Raw genomic sequence first — 17,254 nt, 5'->3', positions numbered from 1 at the left:
CCCGCAGCGCGGGCATCTTGTCTGACTGAAAAAGTTTCTTTTAATTTATCAGTGGCAGACGACGGTAAAGTTCAATCATATCGCCCGCCAGGTCCTGAATAACCATCGCGTTCATCAGGTGGTCCTGAGAGTGGACAGTAATCAGGTTAACTGGCAGTTTGCCTGCGCCTTCGTCGAGGCCAATCAACTGGGTTTGAATGGTGTGGGCGTGCTTCACAAATTCGCGTGACTCGACCATCGACTGCTCCGCCGCGTCAAAGTCACCTTTACGGGCGAGCTGCAGTGCCGTTAATGCTGAACTACGTGCAGCGCCGGCGTTAACCAGCAGCTCCATGATAATGGTTTCTAAATCTTCCACGTCTCACTCCATCAGCTTGAGGGCTTTCTCAAGAACGACATCACCTTTCATCATGCCGTAATCCATCATATCGATAACCGCGACTTTCTTACCCAGCGGCTCGGCCTGTGCCTGAAGCTTAGCCAGCTCGTATTTGACCTGTGGCCCCAGCAACACGATATCTGCGGCATCAATATTATCTTTGAATTCTGCGACAGGGACTGCCTTGATAGTGACTTCGACGCCTTTCTTCTGAGCCGCGTCTTTCATACGTTGAACCAGCATGCTGGTGGACATGCCTGCTGCACAGCATAAAACAATGTTCTTCATAACTCGCCCTCATGGTCCTGGATGCTTCATCTTTATCGCGTGATGGGGTAATCAACAACCGCTTTACGGCGATTGTGTGTAAGCCATCACAAAGATAGCCGCAAAAAAATGAAACCGGTTACAGTTTGGGGCGTGTCGACAAAAAAGCCCGCCGGAGCGGGCCTTTACTCATTGGGGCAATCATACAGGCTTGCTGCGTAAAATCTGGTTCTTCCCCTGTTGTTTGGCCTTATAAAGCGCTTCATCAACGGTGCTGATGAGCTGATCCAACGGCTCCATACTCCACTCGCTGAAACCGCCACTGAAGGTGACGCGTAGGCCTTCTTCCCGCCAGCTCCGTTGCGCGACTTTTTCCCGCCACTCTTCCAGTAGATCGATAGCGCCCGGCAGTGAATCTTCCGTGAAGACCACTGCGAACTCTTCCCCACCGTAGCGATAGAGCGAAACGCCATGCGGTTTCAGGACCTGAATGCCTTCACGAGCCACGTTTCGCAGCACAATATCGCCGCTAAGGTGTCCCCAGGTATCATTGATTGATTTGAAATTATCAATATCGACCATCGACAGCGCAAAAGGCTGATTGTCGTTTATTAGCGCGGCAACCTCTGAATCAAACGCCCGGCGGTTTTTGCAGCCGGTCAGGGCATCAACTGTCGCCTGTCGCACGTACGTCAATTCACGTTCTTTGTTAGAGAGAATAGCCTTACTGAGCGTCGCCTCAAGTTTGGGTGCCTGTTTAATATCGCCCGTATTGATAGCATTAATGATGTTCATCAGTACCGTGCGTGAGGCATGGCGCAGATAAAGGCCGAACAGCACAATCAGAATGGCCACCAGGGCAAAACCCCACGCCACAGTGATAGTTTCATGGCGGGCCAAATCACTTAACGTTGTGCCTGAGACTTTAAAAATGACGAACCAGTCCGGGTTGGTGAAAGAGTAGTAGTAAATCCATACGTCATTTTTTTTGTCGTAAACAGCCCCCTCACCGTTCGTCATTTTGTTCATCAGCGAAGGCGCAATGAGCGTTTTTAAGATCTCACTGGTGTGCGGATGAAGCACAGCCCGTCCAAGGCGATTCACGACAAAATACTCTCCCTGCACGGGAGACTGCATTTGTCGCAGGGTATAGCTCATCGAGGATAAATCGAGATGAAAAGCCAGCGTCCCTTTCAGCAGTCCGTCCGGAGCGACCACCGGCCGAAATAAGGTTATGGTTTCCTGGTGGGTGAAAAAATCCACATAGGCATCGGTGTAGCGGCTGAAAATCGCAGAATCAGCCTGGTGGGCAAACCAGGGCCGGGTTTTGGCATCAAAATGATCTTTATTGGCCTCGATGATGGCCTGTGGGGCACGCAGATAGTGGCCTGCTTCATCTGCAATTGAGATAGATGAAACTCTTGGCATCAATACCAGCAGTTGCATCAGTCGCTCTAGCCCATGCACGCGATCGATACTTACGGCGTTGTGTAACGCGTCATTGTGAGAGTAGAAACGGGCCGCGCGGTCAAGAACGTGATCATTTTCCTGAAGAATCGATGCGGTGTAATTCACCGCCAGATTATGGGTGAAGTTACGGTTAATTTCGTGGTAATCCTCAACAATATCTTTGCGTTGGCTGAGCGTTACCAGAACCGCAATAAGAATAAAGCCAACCAGCAGTCCGGCAAAGCTTACCAATATGGGGCGAGTAAAAGAGAGTTGTCTGCTATGGATTTTCATATCACAAGGCACATTCCATTAGTCGAATAGCAAAAGTATACGTTGTCAGAGGTGTATTGCGGCGGGCTCGGCGGTAATACATTCATATGATGAATTATACGCGACATTAGGTGATGGGGGCAGGGCGGGAGAGGAAGGAATGACCGCCCTGGTCAACAATCCATGCTGACCCGAGCAGAGTAGGGTGCGCCAGATTATCCGGCAACACCCAAACAAGTACCCTGCGAGGCAGCTTCAGAGGCTTATTCGACATGCTGCAAGCGTTGCCTGATTATTGCGAGGCACGCCCCAACCAGCGGTCCCAATCTTTCCATACGGGCTGTAAACCGCTGGCGATCAACGCCTGAGCTACTTCTTGCGGATGACGTCCGTCGTATGGGGTGAATTGCTCCAGTTCGGGATGATTATCGGCATACCCGCCGGGCTGGGTTTTCGAAAAGGCGCTGACGTTATTAATTGCTATGGGGATCACCCGGTCGCGAAACTGCGGTGACTCGCGCGTCGACAGCGACAGCTCACTGTCTGGCGACAACAGCCGGAACGCGCACAGTGCCTGTACCAGCTGGCGTTCATCCATTAACGACGCAGGCGTAATGCCGCCGGTACAGGGCCGCAGTCGGGGAAACGAAATCGAATAACGGCTTTGCCAGTAGTGTTGCTGCAGCCAGAGCAGATGCTCGGCCACCATGTAACAATCCACACGCCAGCTGTCCGACAAGCCAATCAGCGCGCCAAGACCGATTTTATCGATTCCGGCGTTGCCTAACCGGTCCGGCGTTTCCAGCCGCCAGAAAAAGTCCTGCTTATTGCCCTTCAGGTGATGGCGGGCGTAAACCGCTGGATGGTAGGTTTCCTGATACACCATCACCCCGTCCAGCCCCAGCGTTTTCAGCTCCGCGTACTCGGCCTGCGATAAGGGCTGAACCTCCATCTGCAAGGAAGCAAACTGGCGGCGAATGTCCGGCAGATGGCGGCGAAAATAATCCATCCCCACTTTGGTCTGATGCTCGCCGGTGACCAGCAGCAAATGCTCAAAGCCCAGGGCGCGAATGGCCTCGCATTCGCGGCTGATTTCGTATGCATCCAGCGTCTTACGCTTGATGCGGTTGCTCATCGAAAAGCCGCAGTAGGTACAATCGTTCGCACACAGATTCGACAAATACAGCGGGACGTAAAAGCTGACGGTATTGCCAAAGCGCTGACGGGTCAGCTGCTGCGCCCGCTGGGCCAATGGCTCGAGATAGGCTTCTGCGGCAGGAGAGAGTAATGCCATAAAATCGTCGCGACTGAGCTGGCGGGCGGTGAGGGCGCGCTCGACATCGGCAGCCGTTTTACTGTGGATCCGCAGGCGGATGTCGTCCCAGTTAAGTTGCTTCCAGCGTTCGGTGAAGGTAGCCATTACAACGCCTCCAGAAAACCGGTCAACGGGCTGGTGGCCAGAGCCAGTCGGCTTTTCGCGCCCGGTCCGGCCTGACGAGCCAGTAAACCGGCCTCAACGGCAAGGCGAAACGCGGTGGCCATTCGCACCGGCTCGTCGGCCACCGCAATGGCGGTGTTAACCAGCACCGCATCAGCCCCCATTTCCAGCGCTTGCGCGGCGTGACTCGGCACCCCAATGCCCGCATCGACCACCACTGGCACCGTCGCCTGGGCGATAATGATCTCCAGCATCGCCCGGGTTTCCAGGCCTTGATTCGAGCCAATCGGCGCGCCTAACGGCATCACCACCGCGCAGCCCGCCTCTTCCAGCCGTTTGCACAACACCGGATCGGCACCACAGTAAGGCAGCACCACGAATCCCTCTTTCACCAATTGTTCTGCGGCTTTTAGCGTTTCGATAGGATCCGGTAGCAGCCAGCGTGCGTCGGGATGAATTTCCAGTTTGAGCCAGTGTGTACCCAATGCTTCCCGTGCCAGACGGGCGGCAAACACCGCCTCTTCTGCTGTTTTTGCCCCCGAGGTGTTAGGCAGCAGCGAAACACCCGCCTCCAGAAGGGGTTGAAGAATGGCGTCATTACGCTGGCGTAAATCAATGCGTTTCATAGCCAGGGTGACCAGTTGGCTGCCTGAGGCGCGAATGGCATCGATCATCAGTTCCGGTGTGGCAAATTTGCCCGTGCCAGTGAACAGATGTGATTCAAAGGTTTTATCAGCAATACGTAACATGTCAGCCTCCGGCGATGACCTGAAAAAGCAGGAGCGCATCGCCCTCCTGCAAACTGTGATCTGCCCATTGGGTGCGCGGCAAAATCTGCTGATTGAGCGCCAGCGCGACGCCGGGCTTATCCTGTTCAAGCCGTGACAATAGGGCCGCGACGGTCAGCCCGGTTTCGCATTCGACGCGTAGCTCGTTAACGAGAACGTTCATATGCACCTCCGCAAACAGGGCAATCGGCTGAACGCGTGCGGGTCAACGATCGCCAATTACCTGAGCGGGCATCGAACAGGCGCAATACATCCTGCGCGGTCTCCATGCCAGTCAGCCATTTGATGGCTTCTAACGCCTGCAACGTGCCCATCACGCCCACTACCGGGCCGACAATGCCGGCGGTCCGGCAGTTACGCACGGGTTCCTGTTCATCGGGCCACAGGCAGCGGTAGCAGCCGTGGGTTAACGGCGGGGCGATAACCATCAGTTGCCCGCCGAAGCCGACGGCGCTGGCGGTGATTAGCGGTGTGCCGTGTGCGACACAGGCGGCGTTAATCGTCTGGCGGCTCGCCATGGTATCGGTGCAATCGAGCACCACATCCGCCTGCTGCACCTGCTGGTGGAGCGTTTCTCCGCAAAGATGCTGATTGAGCGCGATAAGCTGAATATCCGGGTTGCGTTGTGACAACCGGCGCTGCGTCACTTCCGCTTTCGGACGGTTGATGTCCGCCTCGGTAAACAGGATTTGCCGCTGTAAGTTGCTGATGTGCACCGTATCGTCATCGGCCAGCACCAGCGTGCCGATCCCCGCCCCGGCAAGATACAGCGCTGCTGGCGAACCCAGCCCGCCGAGGCCAACGATCAGTACCCGGCTGGAGAGCAGTTTTTTTTGGCCGTCGACGGCGATATCCTCGAGCAGGATCTGGCGGCTGTAGCGCATGAAATCACGATCGTTCATCGCCCGCCCCCGCCATCTCGAGGAGCTGTGCGGTGGCCATGTGCCAGTCTGGTGCCTGGGTTATGGCGCTCACTACCGCAATGCTGCCCACTCCGGTCGCCAGTACAGCTGGGGTACGATCGAGGCTGATGCCGCCAATCGCCACCGTGGGATAATTTTTCAGCCGGGCAATATGCACGGCCAACTGCGCCAATCCTTGGGGGGAGGACGGCATCTGCTTAGTCTGCGTGGGGAACACGTGACCCAGCGCGATATATGACGGCTTCACCGCCAGCGCCACGTCAATTTCCATATCATCATGCGTCGAAACGCCGAGCCGCAGCCCGGCCTGGCGAATGGCATCCAAATCCGTGGTTCCCAGGTCCTCCTGACCCAGATGCACGCCGTAGGCCTGATGCTTAATAGCCAATTGCCAGTAGTCATTGATAAATAGCCGGGCGCGATAGCGGCGACCCAGCGCAATGGCGGCAGTAACGTCGGCTTCCACCTCATCATCGCTCTTATCCTTGATGCGTAACTGAATGGTCCGCACGCCCGCCTCCAGGAGACGGGCTATCCATTCCACGCTGTCGACGACCGGATAGAGGCCCAGACGATGCGGCACCGCAGGGAAATCAGGCTGATACATCAGACTTCCTCCTGGCGCAGATAGATCTCACCGCCCTTGGCGCGGAAGTTTTCTGACATATCGGCCATCCCCACTTCGATAGTCTGGGTTGCCGCGTAGTCACGTACTTCCTGGGAGATTTTCATCGAGCAGAACTTCGGCCCACACATCGAACAGAAGTGCGCGACTTTGCCGGATTCCTGCGGCAGGGTTTCATCGTGATAGGCGCGGGCGGTGAACGGATCCAGCGCCAGGTTGAACTGGTCTTCCCAGCGGAATTCAAAGCGTGCCTTCGACATGGCGTTATCGCGGATTTGTGCCCCCGGATGGCCTTTCGCCAGGTCCGCGGCGTGGGCGGCAATTTTGTAGGTAATCAGCCCCTGCTTGACGTCCTCTTTGTTCGGCAGGCCAAGGTGCTCTTTTGGCGTGACGTAGCACAGCATCGCGCAGCCAAACCAGCCAATCATCGCCGCGCCAATGCCGGAGGTGAAATGGTCGTAGCCGGGCGCAATATCCGTGGTCAACGGGCCGAGGGTGTAGAACGGCGCTTCGTGGCAATGATCCAGTTGTTCCGTCATGTTGCGGCGGATCATTTGCATCGGCACGTGGCCCGGGCCTTCAATCATTACCTGCACATCATATTCCCAGGCAATTTTGGTCAGTTCGCCGAGGGTATGCAGTTCTGCAAATTGCGCTTCGTCGTTAGCATCCTGAATCGAACCCGGACGCAGTCCATCGCCGAGGGAGAGGGAAACGTCGTAGGCGGCGCAAATCTCGCAGATTTCACGGAAATGCTGATACAGGAAATTTTCCTGATGATGCGACAGGCACCATTTCGCCATGATGGAACCACCGCGCGAGACGATGCCGGTCAGGCGCTTAGCTGTCATCGGCACGTAGCGCAGCAGCACGCCCGCGTGAATGGTGAAGTAGTCGACACCCTGTTCCGCCTGCTCCAGCAGGGTGTCGCGGAACGCTTCCCACGTCAGGTCTTCGGCAATGCCGTTCACCTTCTCCAGCGCCTGATAAATAGGCACCGTGCCAATTGGCACCGGGCTGTTGCGCAGGATCCATTCCCGGGTTTCGTGGATGTAGCGGCCGGTAGACAAATCCATCACCGTATCCGCCCCCCAGCGCGTGGACCACACCAGTTTTTCCACTTCTTCTTCGATGGACGACGTCACCGCCGAGTTACCGATGTTGGCATTCACTTTCACGAGGAAATTCCGCCCGATGATCATCGGCTCGGATTCCGGGTGGTTGATATTGGCCGGAATAATCGCGCGTCCGGCGGCGACTTCATCGCGCACGAACGCCGGGGTGATATTGTCGGGCAGGCGCGCGCCAAACCCTTCGCCTGGGTGCTGGTGGCGAAGCACATCGCCACGAATGCGCTCGCGCCCCATGTTTTCGCGAATGGCAATAAACTCCATTTCCGGGGTCACGATCCCCTGGCGGGCGTAATGCAGCTGCGTCACGCATTTACCGGCGATGGCGCGTTTGGGTGTCAGCAGGCCGGTAAAGCGAAGTTCGTCGAGGCCGTCATCGGCCAGCCGTTCCCGGGTGTAAGCCGAACTGCGTGCGTCCAGCGGTTCGCTGTCATGACGTGCCTCAATCCACGGCTGGCGCAGTTTGGCCAGACCCTGCTGAACGTTGATGGCAATGTCTGGATCGCCGTAGGCACCGGAGGTGTCATACACCGGCACGGCTTCGTTGGGTTCGAACTGAGGCGTGTCTTTGCTGCCGCCAATGAGCGTCGGGCTGAGCTGAATTTCACGCATCGGGACGCGGATATCATCGCGGGAACCGGTGAGATAAATCCGTTTCGATTGAGGGAAGGCCGTGCCTTCGAGGGTATCGATAAAGTGTTGGGCATGTGCCCGCTGTTCGCGACGGGAGAGTTTAGTAGTAGACATAGCGCATTCCAGTATGTGAAAGAAATGGCTTGTCAGACGACGGATGAACGAAGAGATTACGCGCCCATTAGACGACGTAAAAATGTGTGACTCTTGTTCCCTTCGCAGGTACTAACCTGATCAGGTTCCGCGGATCCCGAATTAACGGTCTCAGCCCAAATGGGCACTCCGACAAGATACAACCCCGCCAGCGGCGAGGTGAAGAATGTAAATTACGCGTTAACGGTTAAGAACTCAAGCCGGGCGCGCAATCTGATTTTCATCATTGGCGCTGCCGTTCAGTTTGTTATCCATCGCCAGCGCAATCAGGCTGTCTTCCAGCGTAAATCGCGCCGCAAGTGCTTCGCCCAGGCTGGATAACGCCTGTTGAAACTCCATGCAATTATCATCATCAATGGCGGTTTCAAGGCTGGAATCGTAGAGACTCATGATTTGCTCGGTATTGCCTTCGAGCTGAGGATAGAGTTTTGTTGCCGCCAAAAGTGGGTTTTCACCTTCCAATTCGCCGACAATGCGTTCATAAATACTGAAATGACCGGCGGAGAGATAATCCACCAGACGCTGACAAAAATCGTCGAGTGCTTTCTCGTTGAGGCGCATATACGATCCTTTGCCAGGCTTAATGCCCACCAGATTGTAATAGGCGACGAGCAACTGCTTGCGCACCTGTAGCCACTGATCGATAAGATGATGGCTGCCGCCAACGCGCTCTGTCAGGCTTTCTAACTGGTTTAGCATGATGGACTCCGCATGTGAAAGAGCGAAAACAGCTCACCCAAAAATGTAAAAGCACTGTTAACAAAGTGCCAGTGAAGCGAAGGTAGTGCAATAGATATGGATCGTATAATTGAAAAATTAGATTGTGGCTGGTGGATAGTCAGCCACGAACAGAAACTCTGGTTGCCCAACGGTGAATTGCCACATGGCGAGGCACACGCATTCGGCCTGGTGGGCCAGCATGCGATGCAGATTGGCGAATGGGAGGGCTTACCCGTTTGGCTTATCCAACAGGGTAAGCGTAAGGAAATGGGCTCGGTGCGCCAGGTGCTGGACCAGGACGTTGGCCTGTTCCAGCTGGCGGGGCGCGGGGTGCAGCTGACGGAATTTTACCGATCGCATAAATTCTGCGGCTATTGCGGTCACACCATGCATCCGAGCAAAACCGAATGGGCAATGCTGTGCAGCCACTGCCGTGAGCGCTATTACCCGCAAATTGCGCCATGCATTATTGTCGCCATCCGCCGTGACGATTCCATTTTGCTGGCTCAACACACGCGCCATCGTAATGGGGTGCATACCGTGCTGGCCGGTTTTGTCGAAGTCGGGGAAACCCTTGAACAGGCTGTGGCACGCGAAGTGATGGAAGAGAGCAGTATCCGCGTCAAAAACCTGCGCTATGTAACCTCCCAGCCGTGGCCATTCCCGCAGTCGCTGATGACCGCGTTTATGGCGGATTACGACAGCGGCGAGATAGTCATCGACCCGAAAGAGTTGTTGGAAGCCAACTGGTATCGTTACGACAACCTGCCGCTGCTGCCACCGCCGGGAACCGTCGCGCGCCGTTTAATTGAAGATACGGTGGCGATGTGTCGGGCAGAGTATGAGTGATGGTACACTGCCCGTATGACGCATAAAGGAACTGCCAACATGACCGAACTGAAGAACGATCGTTATCTGCGTGCGCTGCTGCGCCAGCCTGTTGATATCACCCCTGTCTGGATGATGAGACAAGCGGGCCGCTATTTGCCGGAATACAAGGCCACACGCGCCGAAGCCGGTGATTTTATGTCGTTGTGCAAAAACGCCGAACTGGCCTGTGAAGTGACACTCCAGCCGCTGCGCCGTTATCCGCTGGATGCGGCGATCCTCTTCTCGGACATTCTGACTATCCCTGATGCGATGGGGCTGGGGCTCTATTTTGAAGCCGGTGAAGGCCCGCGTTTTACTTCTGTGCTGAAAACCAAAGCTGATATCGAAAAACTGCCTGTTCCGGACCCAGAACAGGAACTGGGCTACGTAATGAACGCGGTGCGGACTATTCGCCGTGAACTGAAAGGCGAAGTGCCGCTGATTGGTTTCTCCGGCAGCCCGTGGACGCTGGCTACCTATATGGTAGAAGGCGGCAGCAGCAAAGCGTTTACCCTTATCAAAAAGATGATGTATGCCGATCCGCAGGCGCTGCATCTGCTGCTGGATAAACTGGCGAAGAGCGTCACCCTGTATCTGAACGCGCAAATCCGGGCGGGCGCGCAGTCGGTGATGATTTTCGACACCTGGGGCGGGGTGCTGACCGGGCGTGATTATGAGCAGTTCTCGTTGTACTACATGCATAAAATTGTCGATGGCCTGCTGCGTGAAAACGAAGGTCGTCGCGTGCCGGTGACATTATTCACCAAAGGCGGCGGTCAGTGGCTGGAAGCGATGGCTGCAACCGGGTGCGATGCACTGGGTCTCGACTGGACCACCGACATCGGCGATGCGCGTCGTCGCGTGGGCGATAAAGTGGCGTTGCAGGGCAACATGGACCCATCGATGCTGTACGCGCAGCCGGCACGTATCGAAGAAGAAGTGGCGTCTATCCTGGCCAGCTTTGGTCAGGGTGAAGGGCACGTCTTTAACCTGGGGCACGGCATTCATCAGGATGTTCCACCTGAACATGCGGGTGCATTTGTTGAAGCCGTGCACCGTTTGTCGGCACACTATCACCAGTAAGGATACGGTATGGATCTGAGCACTCTTCGGGAACAGCAGCGGGCGTTAGCATCGTCAGTTACCCGCGAGGATCGCTTCGATGCAGATCCTCCGCAGTTGATCGCCGGGGCAGACGTCGGATTCGAGCAGGGCGGTGAAATCACCCGGGCGGCGATCGTCCTGCTGAGCTACCCGAGTCTGGAACTGGTGGAATACCAGATAGCGCGTATTCCCACGACTATGCCTTACATCCCCGGATTCCTCTCTTTTCGTGAATATCCCGCGCTGCTGGCAGCGTGGGAGCAACTTTCCCGTAAACCCGATTTGCTTTTCGTCGATGGTCACGGTATTTCCCATCCACGTCGACTGGGCGTTGCCAGCCACTTTGGCCTGCTGGTAGACGTGCCCACCATTGGTGTCGCGAAAAAGCGCCTGTGCGGTAAGTTTGAGCCGCTGTCGCCTGAACCGGGCGCGCTGGCCCCGCTGATGGATAAAAGCGAGCAGTTGGGCTGGGTTTGGCGCAGCAAAGTGCGCTGTAATCCGCTGTTTATCGCCACCGGTCATCGCGTCAGTCAGGACACGGCTTTGGCCTGGGTTCAGCGCTGTACAAAAGGTTATCGCCTGCCGGAACCGACGCGCTGGGCCGATGCAGTGGCTTCCGGACGATCGGCATTCCAGCGCTGGCAAGCAATTCAGTCCTGATTCAGGTAAACTGCGGCCAATTAACGCATTCGAGAACTCATCATGTTACAAAACCCGATTCATCTGCGCCTGGAAAAGCTGGAAAGCTGGCAGCACGTGACCTTCATGGCTTGCCTGTGCGAGCGTATGTACCCGAACTACGCCGTTTTCTGTCAGCAGACAGAGTTTGCCGATGGGCAGATTTATCGTCGTATTCTCGATCTTATCTGGGAAACTCTGACCGTGAAGGACGCTAAGGTGAACTTCGATAGTCAGCTCGAAAAGCTGGAAGAAGCGATCCCGGTGGCCGATGATTTCGATATGTACGGTGTTTATCCGGCGATCGATGCCTGCGTGGCGCTGAGCGAATTAGTGCATTCACGTCTGAGCGGTGAAACGCTCGAACATGCAATCGAAGTCAGTAAGTCTTCCATTACCACCGTGGCGATGCTGGAAATGACCCAGGCCGGTCGTGAAATGACGGATGAAGAGCTGAAAGAAAACCCAGCGGTAGAGCAGGAATGGGACATCCAATGGGAAATTTTCCGACTTCTTGCCGAATGTGAAGAACGCGATATTGAACTGATAAAAGGGCTGCGGGCAGACCTCCGTGAGGCTGGTGAGAGCAATATTGGTATAAATTTTCAGCAATGAAGCCACAAAACGTGACATTCAGTCCGAATTGTCGTGCCTGAAGGCTTCACATCTGCCCCCCGTCTGGTCTACATTTGGAAGGCGAAAAAAAGTGGCTATCGGTGCGTGTATGCAGGAGAGTGCTTTTCAGGCATTTCCGTCGCACTCGATGCTTAGCAAGCGATAAACACATTGTAAGGATAACATATGAATAAGACTCAACTGATTGATGTAATTGCGGACAAGGCTGACCTGTCAAAAGCACAGGCTAAATCTGCCCTGGAATCCACCCTGGCTGCAATTACTGAGTCTCTGAAAGAAGGTGATGCTGTACAACTGGTTGGTTTCGGTACCTTCAAAGTTAACCACCGTGCTGAGCGTACTGGCCGCAACCCGCAGACCGGTAAAGAAATCAAAATCGCCGCAGCCAACGTGCCGGCATTTGTTTCTGGTAAAGCTCTGAAAGACGCTGTTAAGTAAGACCGCATACCGGTGAACAGTTTTAACGAAGGGGCGGTTTCGCCCCTTTTGTCCATCTGGCACCGCTCGCTATCGCTGGTGGGTGCATTGTTGCTGTCTGCCTGTAGCCATCACTCTTCACTGCCGCCGTTTACCGCCAGCGGATATGCAGACAACCAGGGCGCGGTGCGCATCTGGCGTAAAGATTCCGATAACGAAACTCATCTGCTCGCGGTATCCAGCCCGTGGCGCAGCGGAAGTACCTCAACCAGCGAATACCGCTGGCAGGGCGATACGCTCTCTCTGATTGAACTCAATATCTACAGTAAGCCGCAGGAGCATATTCGCGTGCGTTTTGATAACCACGGCGAACTCAGCTTTATGCAGCGCGAAGTAGATGGACAGAAGCAGCAACTCTCTAACGACCAGATAGCGCTGTATCGCTATCAGGCTCAGCATATCCGCCAAACCAGCGATGCATTGCGTCAGGGGCGCGTGGTGTTGCATCAGGGGCGTTGGCATGCGAATCGTACCGTGACGACTTGTGAAGGGCAGACGGTGAAACCGGATTTAGAAACCCTGGCGATTAACCACATCGAACGACGTCAAAGCCACTCCTCTGTGGACGTGAGCGTGGCGTGGCTGGAAGCACCGGAAGGTTCGCAGCTGTTGCTGGTGGCGAATGAAGACTTCTGCACCTGGCAGCCACAGGAAAAGAGTTTCTAGCAGGAATCGCCCTCTCTGGAACAGAAAGGGCGAAGTGAAAGGTTTACTTCCCTTGCTCACGCGCAATCGCGCGATAACCAATGTCCTTACGGCTGAAGCAGCCTTCCCAGTGAATATCCGTCATTAATTCGTAGGCACGCTTTTGCGCTTCTGCCACGGTTTCACCGAGCGCCGTTACGCACAGTACGCGGCCGCCGTGAGTCAGCACGCGATCGTCTTCCGACAGTGTGGTTCCGGCCTGGAAGACTTTCCCGCCTTCTACTTCTTCCAGCGGCAGACCGTGAATTTCATCGCCGTTGTTGTAATTGCCCGGATAACCCCCGGCTGCCATCACCACGCCCAGTGACGCGCGCGGATCCCAGCGCGAAGTTTTCTCATCCAGTTTACCGGCGCAGGCGGCCAGGCACAGTTCGACCAGGTCGGACTGCAGGCGCAGCATGATCGGCTGCGTTTCCGGGTCGCCGAAGCGGCAGTTGAATTCGATAACCTTCGGATTACCGGCTTTATCGATCATCAGCCCGGCATACAGGAAGCCCGTGTAGGTGTTGCCTTCCGCCGCCATGCCGCGCACGGTTGGCCAAATGATACGGTCCATGGTGCGCTGATGCACATCGTCAGTGACGACGGGGGCCGGGGAGTAAGCGCCCATTCCGCCGGTGTTCGGGCCGGTATCACTGTCGCCAACGCGTTTGTGATCCTGGCTGGTGGCCATCGGCAGGACGTTTTCGCCGTCGACCATCACGATAAAGCTGGCTTCTTCGCCGTCGAGAAACTCCTCAATCACAATCCGGTGGCCCGCATCGCCAAAGGCGTTGCCCGCCAGCATGTCGTGCACCGCGGCTTCTGCTTCTTCCTGGGTCATCGCGACGATAACGCCTTTCCCGGCGGCAAGACCGTCTGCTTTGATAACGATCGGTGCGCCTTTCTCGCGCAGATAGGCCAGCGCGGGCTCAATTTCGGTAAAGTTCTGGTATTCCGCGGTAGGGATGTTATGGCGCGCCAGGAAATCCTTGGTGAAAGCTTTTGAGCCTTCCAGCTGCGCGGCACCCTGCGTTGGGCCAAAGATAGTCAGGCCCGCGGCGCGAAACGCGTCGACGACACCAATGACCAGCGGTGCTTCTGGGCCAACTATCGTCAGGCCGATATTTTCGCTTTGTGCGAAATTCAGCAGCGCGGGAATATCGGTGGCGCTTATCGCCACGTTTTGCAGCGTCGGTTCAAGTGCGGTGCCCGCATTGCCCGGTGCCACGAATACGGTTTCAACCAGTGGCGACTGTGCTGCTTTCCAGGCCAGCGCGTGTTCGCGTCCGCCGTTACCAATTACTAATACTTTCATCGTCTGCTCCGGGAATTAATGGCGGAAGTGGCGCATGTCAGTAAAGATCATCGCGATACCGTGTTCGTCAGCGGCGGCAATGACTTCTTCATCACGGATTGAACCGCCGGGCTGGATAACACAGGTCACGCCCACGGCGGCTGCGGCGTCGATCCCGTCGCGGAACGGGAAGAAGGCGTCAGACGCCATCGCCGACCCTTTTACTTCCAGTCCTTCGTCGGCGGCTTTAATCCCGGCGATTTTGGCGGAGTACACGCGGCTCATCTGGCCAGCGCCTATCCCGATGGTCATGTTCTCTTTGGCATACACAATGGCGTTAGACTTGACGAACTTCGCCACTTTCCAGCAGAACAGCGCATCACGCAATTCCTGCTCGCTCGGCTGGCGTTGGCTCACCACACGCAGTTCACCGGCAGTGACCATGCCTAAATCACGATCCTGAACCAGCAGGCCGCCGTTAACACGTTTGAAATCCAGACCGGATACGCGGGTATCCCACTGGCCACAGGTCAGTACGCGGACATTCTGTTTGGCTGCCGTAATCTTCAGTGCTTCTTCAGAGGCAGATGGCGCAATAATCACTTCCACGAACTGACGGGAGATAATGGCCTGAGCGGTTTCGGCATCCAGTTCACGGTTAAAGGCAATGATCCCGCCGAAAGCAGACGTCGGGTCAGTTTTGTAGGCGCGGTCATAGGCATCGAGAATCGAGTGGCTTACCGCAACCCCGCACGGGTTGGCATGCTTGACGATAACACAGGCCGGTTCGCTGAATTCCTTCACGCATTCCAGCGCAGCATCGGTATCGGCGATGTTGTTATAGGAGAGCGCTTTACCCTGAATCTGTTGGGCAGTGGCAACCGACGCTTCCTTTATTTCTTCTTCTATATAGAAGGCAGCTTGCTGATGGCTGTTTTCGCCATAGCGCATGTCCTGCTTCTTAATGAAGTTCAGATTCAGTGTACGTGGGAAGCGACCGGCAGGTTCTTTGCTTTCGCCGTGATAGGCTGGCACCAGGCTACCGAAGTAGTTGGCGATCATGCTGTCATAGGCGGCGGTGTGTTCGAAGGCTTTGATCGCCAGATCGAAACGGGTCTCGAGAGTGAGGGAGCCTTCGTGAGCATCCATCTCATTAATAATAGAAGCGTAGTCGTTGCTCTTTACGACGATTGCCACATCTTTATGGTTCTTCGCGGCGGAGCGAACCATTGTTGGGCCACCGATATCGATATTCTCAACGGCATCTTCTAGTGAGCAGCCTTCGCGAGCGACGGTCTGGGCGAACGGATACAGGTTCACGACCACCATATCGATAGGTGCTATCCCGTGTTGTTCCATGATGCCATCATCCTGACCGCGACGGCCGAGGATCCCACCGTGTACTTTCGGGTGCAGCGTCTTAACGCGTCCATCCATCATTTCCGGGAAACCGGTGTAATCGGAAACTTCGGTGACCGGCAAGCCTTTATCAGCTAACAGGCGAGCGGTTCCGCCGGTAGAAAGCAGCTCCACACCACGTGCGGAAAGTGCCTGCGCGAATTCGACGATACCGGCTTTATCAGAAACGCTGAGTAAAGCGCGGCGGACTGGACGACGTTGTTGCATGGTAAATCCCCTGGATTTGACGATTACAGAGAGCGTTAGCTGAATTTTTACCGGAAAAACTCAGCTAACGCCCCTTACGGGGCATCCTTGTTTTAGCGCGGGCATTGTAACGAAAACGTTTGCGCAACGCTCGCGAATTTTTGGCTTTTCTCACGTTTGTGGATAAGTCTGTGTGTAAATGGGTATAAGGCGGGGTTTTGCTGTGGAATGCAGCAGTCAGTCATTTTTCTGTCATTTAAGTATTGCGGTACCTTCAGAACTCCCTATAATGCGCCTCCATCGACACGGAACAACGGCAAACAAGCCGCCGGGTCAGCAGGGTTTCTCCGGAAATTCTGACAGAGAAAAGCGAAATTAAACGCTTGACTCTGAAAGAGGAAAGCGTAATATACGCCACCTCGAGTTAGCAAGCGAAAGCGCGTAACTCACTGCTCTTTAACAATTTATCAGACAATCTGTGTGGGCACTCAAAGTGACATGGATTCTTAACGTCGCAAGACGCTAAATAGAATACCAAGTCTTATGAGTGAACATACGTAATTCATTACGAAGTTTAATTCATGAGCATCAAACTTAAATTGAAGAGTTTGATCATGGCTCAGATTGAACGCTGGCGGCAGGCCTAACACATGCAAGTCGAGCGGTAGCACAGGAGAGCTTGCTCTCTGGGTGACGAGCGGCGGACGGGTGAGTAATGTCTGGGAAACTGCCTGATGGAGGGGGATAACTACTGGAAACGGTAGCTAATACCGCATAACGTCTTCGGACCAAAGTGGGGGACCTTCGGGCCTCATGCCATCAGATGTGCCCAGATGGGATTAGCTAGTAGGTGGGGTAATGGCTCACCTAGGCGACGATCCCTAGCTGGTCTGAGAGGATGACCAGCCACACTGGAACTGAGACACGGTCCAGACTCCTACGGGAGGCAGCAGTGGGGAATATTGCACAATGGGCGCAAGCCTGATGCAGCCATGCCGCGTGTATGAAGAAGGCCTTCGGGTTGTAAAGTACTTTCAGCGAGGAGGAAGGCATTAAGGTTAATAACCTTGGTGATTGACGTTACTCGCAGAAGAAGCACCGGCTAACTCCGTGCCAGCAGCCGCG

General features: G+C 55.3%; 19 protein-coding genes, 1 rRNA gene and 1 riboswitch. Of the genes, 7 read left to right on the top strand and 13 right to left on the bottom strand.

The window, feature by feature from the left end:
* Positions 1-40: 40 nt before the first annotated feature.
* The 11 genes from SIK69_RS07760 to rsd all read right to left on the bottom strand — a co-directional run bounded on the left by SIK69_RS07760 (position 41) and on the right by rsd (position 8,757).
* Entirely contained in the window at positions 41-358 is a 318-nt protein-coding gene (locus tag SIK69_RS07760) for a PTS lactose/cellobiose transporter subunit IIA (protein WP_319785804.1), read from the bottom strand.
* A 3-nt stretch (positions 359-361) separates the two neighbouring features.
* Positions 362-667, bottom strand: coding sequence for a PTS sugar transporter subunit IIB (locus SIK69_RS07755; RefSeq protein ID WP_110512494.1), 306 nt, complete (start codon positions 665-667; stop codon positions 362-364).
* Positions 668-847: 180 nt separating this feature from the next.
* Positions 848-2,389 carry a sensor domain-containing diguanylate cyclase gene (locus tag SIK69_RS07750; protein WP_319629262.1) on the bottom strand — a complete coding sequence of 514 codons (1,542 nt, stop codon included), beginning with the start codon at positions 2,387-2,389 and terminating at the stop codon, positions 848-850.
* Positions 2,390-2,495: 106 nt separating this feature from the next.
* Complete coding sequence (locus SIK69_RS07745; protein ID WP_319629263.1) at positions 2,496-2,642, bottom strand: hypothetical protein; 147 nt, start codon at positions 2,640-2,642, stop codon at positions 2,496-2,498.
* Positions 2,643-2,660: 18 nt separating this feature from the next.
* Complete coding sequence (gene thiH, locus SIK69_RS07740) at positions 2,661-3,788, bottom strand: 2-iminoacetate synthase ThiH (RefSeq protein ID WP_319629264.1); 1,128 nt, start codon at positions 3,786-3,788, stop codon at positions 2,661-2,663.
* Positions 3,788-4,555: a thiazole synthase gene (thiG, locus tag SIK69_RS07735; protein ID WP_319629265.1), complete on the bottom strand. Its 768-nt coding sequence runs from the start codon at positions 4,553-4,555 to the stop codon at positions 3,788-3,790. The genes thiH and thiG overlap by 1 nt, the downstream gene beginning before the upstream one ends.
* Before the next feature lies 1 nt (position 4,556).
* On the bottom strand, positions 4,557-4,757 hold the full coding sequence (gene thiS / locus SIK69_RS07730) for a sulfur carrier protein ThiS (RefSeq protein WP_319629266.1): 201 nt from the start codon (positions 4,755-4,757) through the stop codon (positions 4,557-4,559).
* The gene (locus tag SIK69_RS07725; RefSeq protein WP_319785803.1) at positions 4,741-5,496 is read right to left on the bottom strand and encodes a HesA/MoeB/ThiF family protein; all 756 of its coding nucleotides are present in this window, start codon (positions 5,494-5,496) and stop codon (positions 4,741-4,743) included. The genes thiS and SIK69_RS07725 overlap by 17 nt, the downstream gene beginning before the upstream one ends.
* Entirely contained in the window at positions 5,483-6,124 is a 642-nt protein-coding gene (thiE, locus tag SIK69_RS07720; protein ID WP_319785802.1) for a thiamine phosphate synthase, read from the bottom strand. The genes SIK69_RS07725 and thiE overlap by 14 nt, the downstream gene beginning before the upstream one ends.
* Positions 6,124-8,019 carry a phosphomethylpyrimidine synthase ThiC gene (gene thiC / locus SIK69_RS07715; RefSeq protein WP_319785801.1) on the bottom strand — a complete coding sequence of 632 codons (1,896 nt, stop codon included), beginning with the start codon at positions 8,017-8,019 and terminating at the stop codon, positions 6,124-6,126. Before thiC ends, thiE begins: the two co-directional genes overlap by 1 nt.
* An 80-nt stretch (positions 8,020-8,099) precedes the next feature.
* Positions 8,100-8,200: riboswitch (TPP riboswitch) on the bottom strand.
* A 53-nt stretch (positions 8,201-8,253) separates the two neighbouring features.
* Positions 8,254-8,757: a sigma D regulator gene (gene rsd, locus SIK69_RS07710; protein WP_319785800.1), complete on the bottom strand. Its 504-nt coding sequence runs from the start codon at positions 8,755-8,757 to the stop codon at positions 8,254-8,256.
* 96 nt (positions 8,758-8,853) lie between these two features.
* Here rsd and nudC point away from each other — a divergent pair, with 96 nt between their 5' ends.
* From nudC to SIK69_RS07680, 6 genes are all read left to right on the top strand, one after another.
* The gene (nudC, locus tag SIK69_RS07705) at positions 8,854-9,627 is read left to right on the top strand and encodes an NAD(+) diphosphatase (protein WP_319785799.1); all 774 of its coding nucleotides are present in this window, start codon (positions 8,854-8,856) and stop codon (positions 9,625-9,627) included.
* A 39-nt stretch (positions 9,628-9,666) separates the two neighbouring features.
* Complete coding sequence (hemE, locus tag SIK69_RS07700; RefSeq protein WP_319785798.1) at positions 9,667-10,731, top strand: uroporphyrinogen decarboxylase; 1,065 nt, start codon at positions 9,667-9,669, stop codon at positions 10,729-10,731.
* Positions 10,732-10,740: 9 nt separating this feature from the next.
* Entirely contained in the window at positions 10,741-11,412 is a 672-nt protein-coding gene (gene nfi / locus SIK69_RS07695; RefSeq protein ID WP_319785797.1) for a deoxyribonuclease V, read from the top strand.
* Between the two features lie 42 nt (positions 11,413-11,454).
* Positions 11,455-12,045 (top strand): YjaG family protein, encoded by a 591-nt coding sequence (locus SIK69_RS07690; RefSeq protein ID WP_319629274.1) that lies wholly within the window; start codon positions 11,455-11,457, stop codon positions 12,043-12,045.
* A 186-nt stretch (positions 12,046-12,231) separates the two neighbouring features.
* Complete coding sequence (hupA, locus tag SIK69_RS07685) at positions 12,232-12,504, top strand: nucleoid-associated protein HU-alpha (protein WP_006816568.1); 273 nt, start codon at positions 12,232-12,234, stop codon at positions 12,502-12,504.
* A 12-nt stretch (positions 12,505-12,516) separates the two neighbouring features.
* Entirely contained in the window at positions 12,517-13,209 is a 693-nt protein-coding gene (locus SIK69_RS07680; RefSeq protein WP_319629275.1) for a DUF1481 domain-containing protein, read from the top strand.
* 43 nt (positions 13,210-13,252) lie between these two features.
* On the opposite strand, the gene purD is transcribed toward SIK69_RS07680, so the two are convergent.
* Positions 13,253-14,545: a phosphoribosylamine--glycine ligase gene (gene purD, locus SIK69_RS07675; RefSeq protein WP_319785796.1), complete on the bottom strand. Its 1,293-nt coding sequence runs from the start codon at positions 14,543-14,545 to the stop codon at positions 13,253-13,255.
* A 15-nt stretch (positions 14,546-14,560) separates the two neighbouring features.
* Positions 14,561-16,150, bottom strand: a complete 1,590-nt coding sequence (gene purH / locus SIK69_RS07670; protein ID WP_319629277.1) for a bifunctional phosphoribosylaminoimidazolecarboxamide formyltransferase/IMP cyclohydrolase — start codon at positions 16,148-16,150, stop codon at positions 14,561-14,563.
* A gap of 575 nt (positions 16,151-16,725) precedes the next feature.
* Between purH and SIK69_RS07665 the strand changes: the two genes are divergently transcribed.
* Positions 16,726-17,254, top strand: a 16S ribosomal RNA gene (locus SIK69_RS07665); the annotation flags it as partial.

It is taken from the genome of Scandinavium lactucae (assembly GCF_033843265.1).
Taxonomy (GTDB): Bacteria; Pseudomonadota; Gammaproteobacteria; order Enterobacterales; family Enterobacteriaceae; genus Scandinavium; species Scandinavium lactucae.
This window is presented reverse-complemented; position numbering and strand designations above follow the sequence as displayed.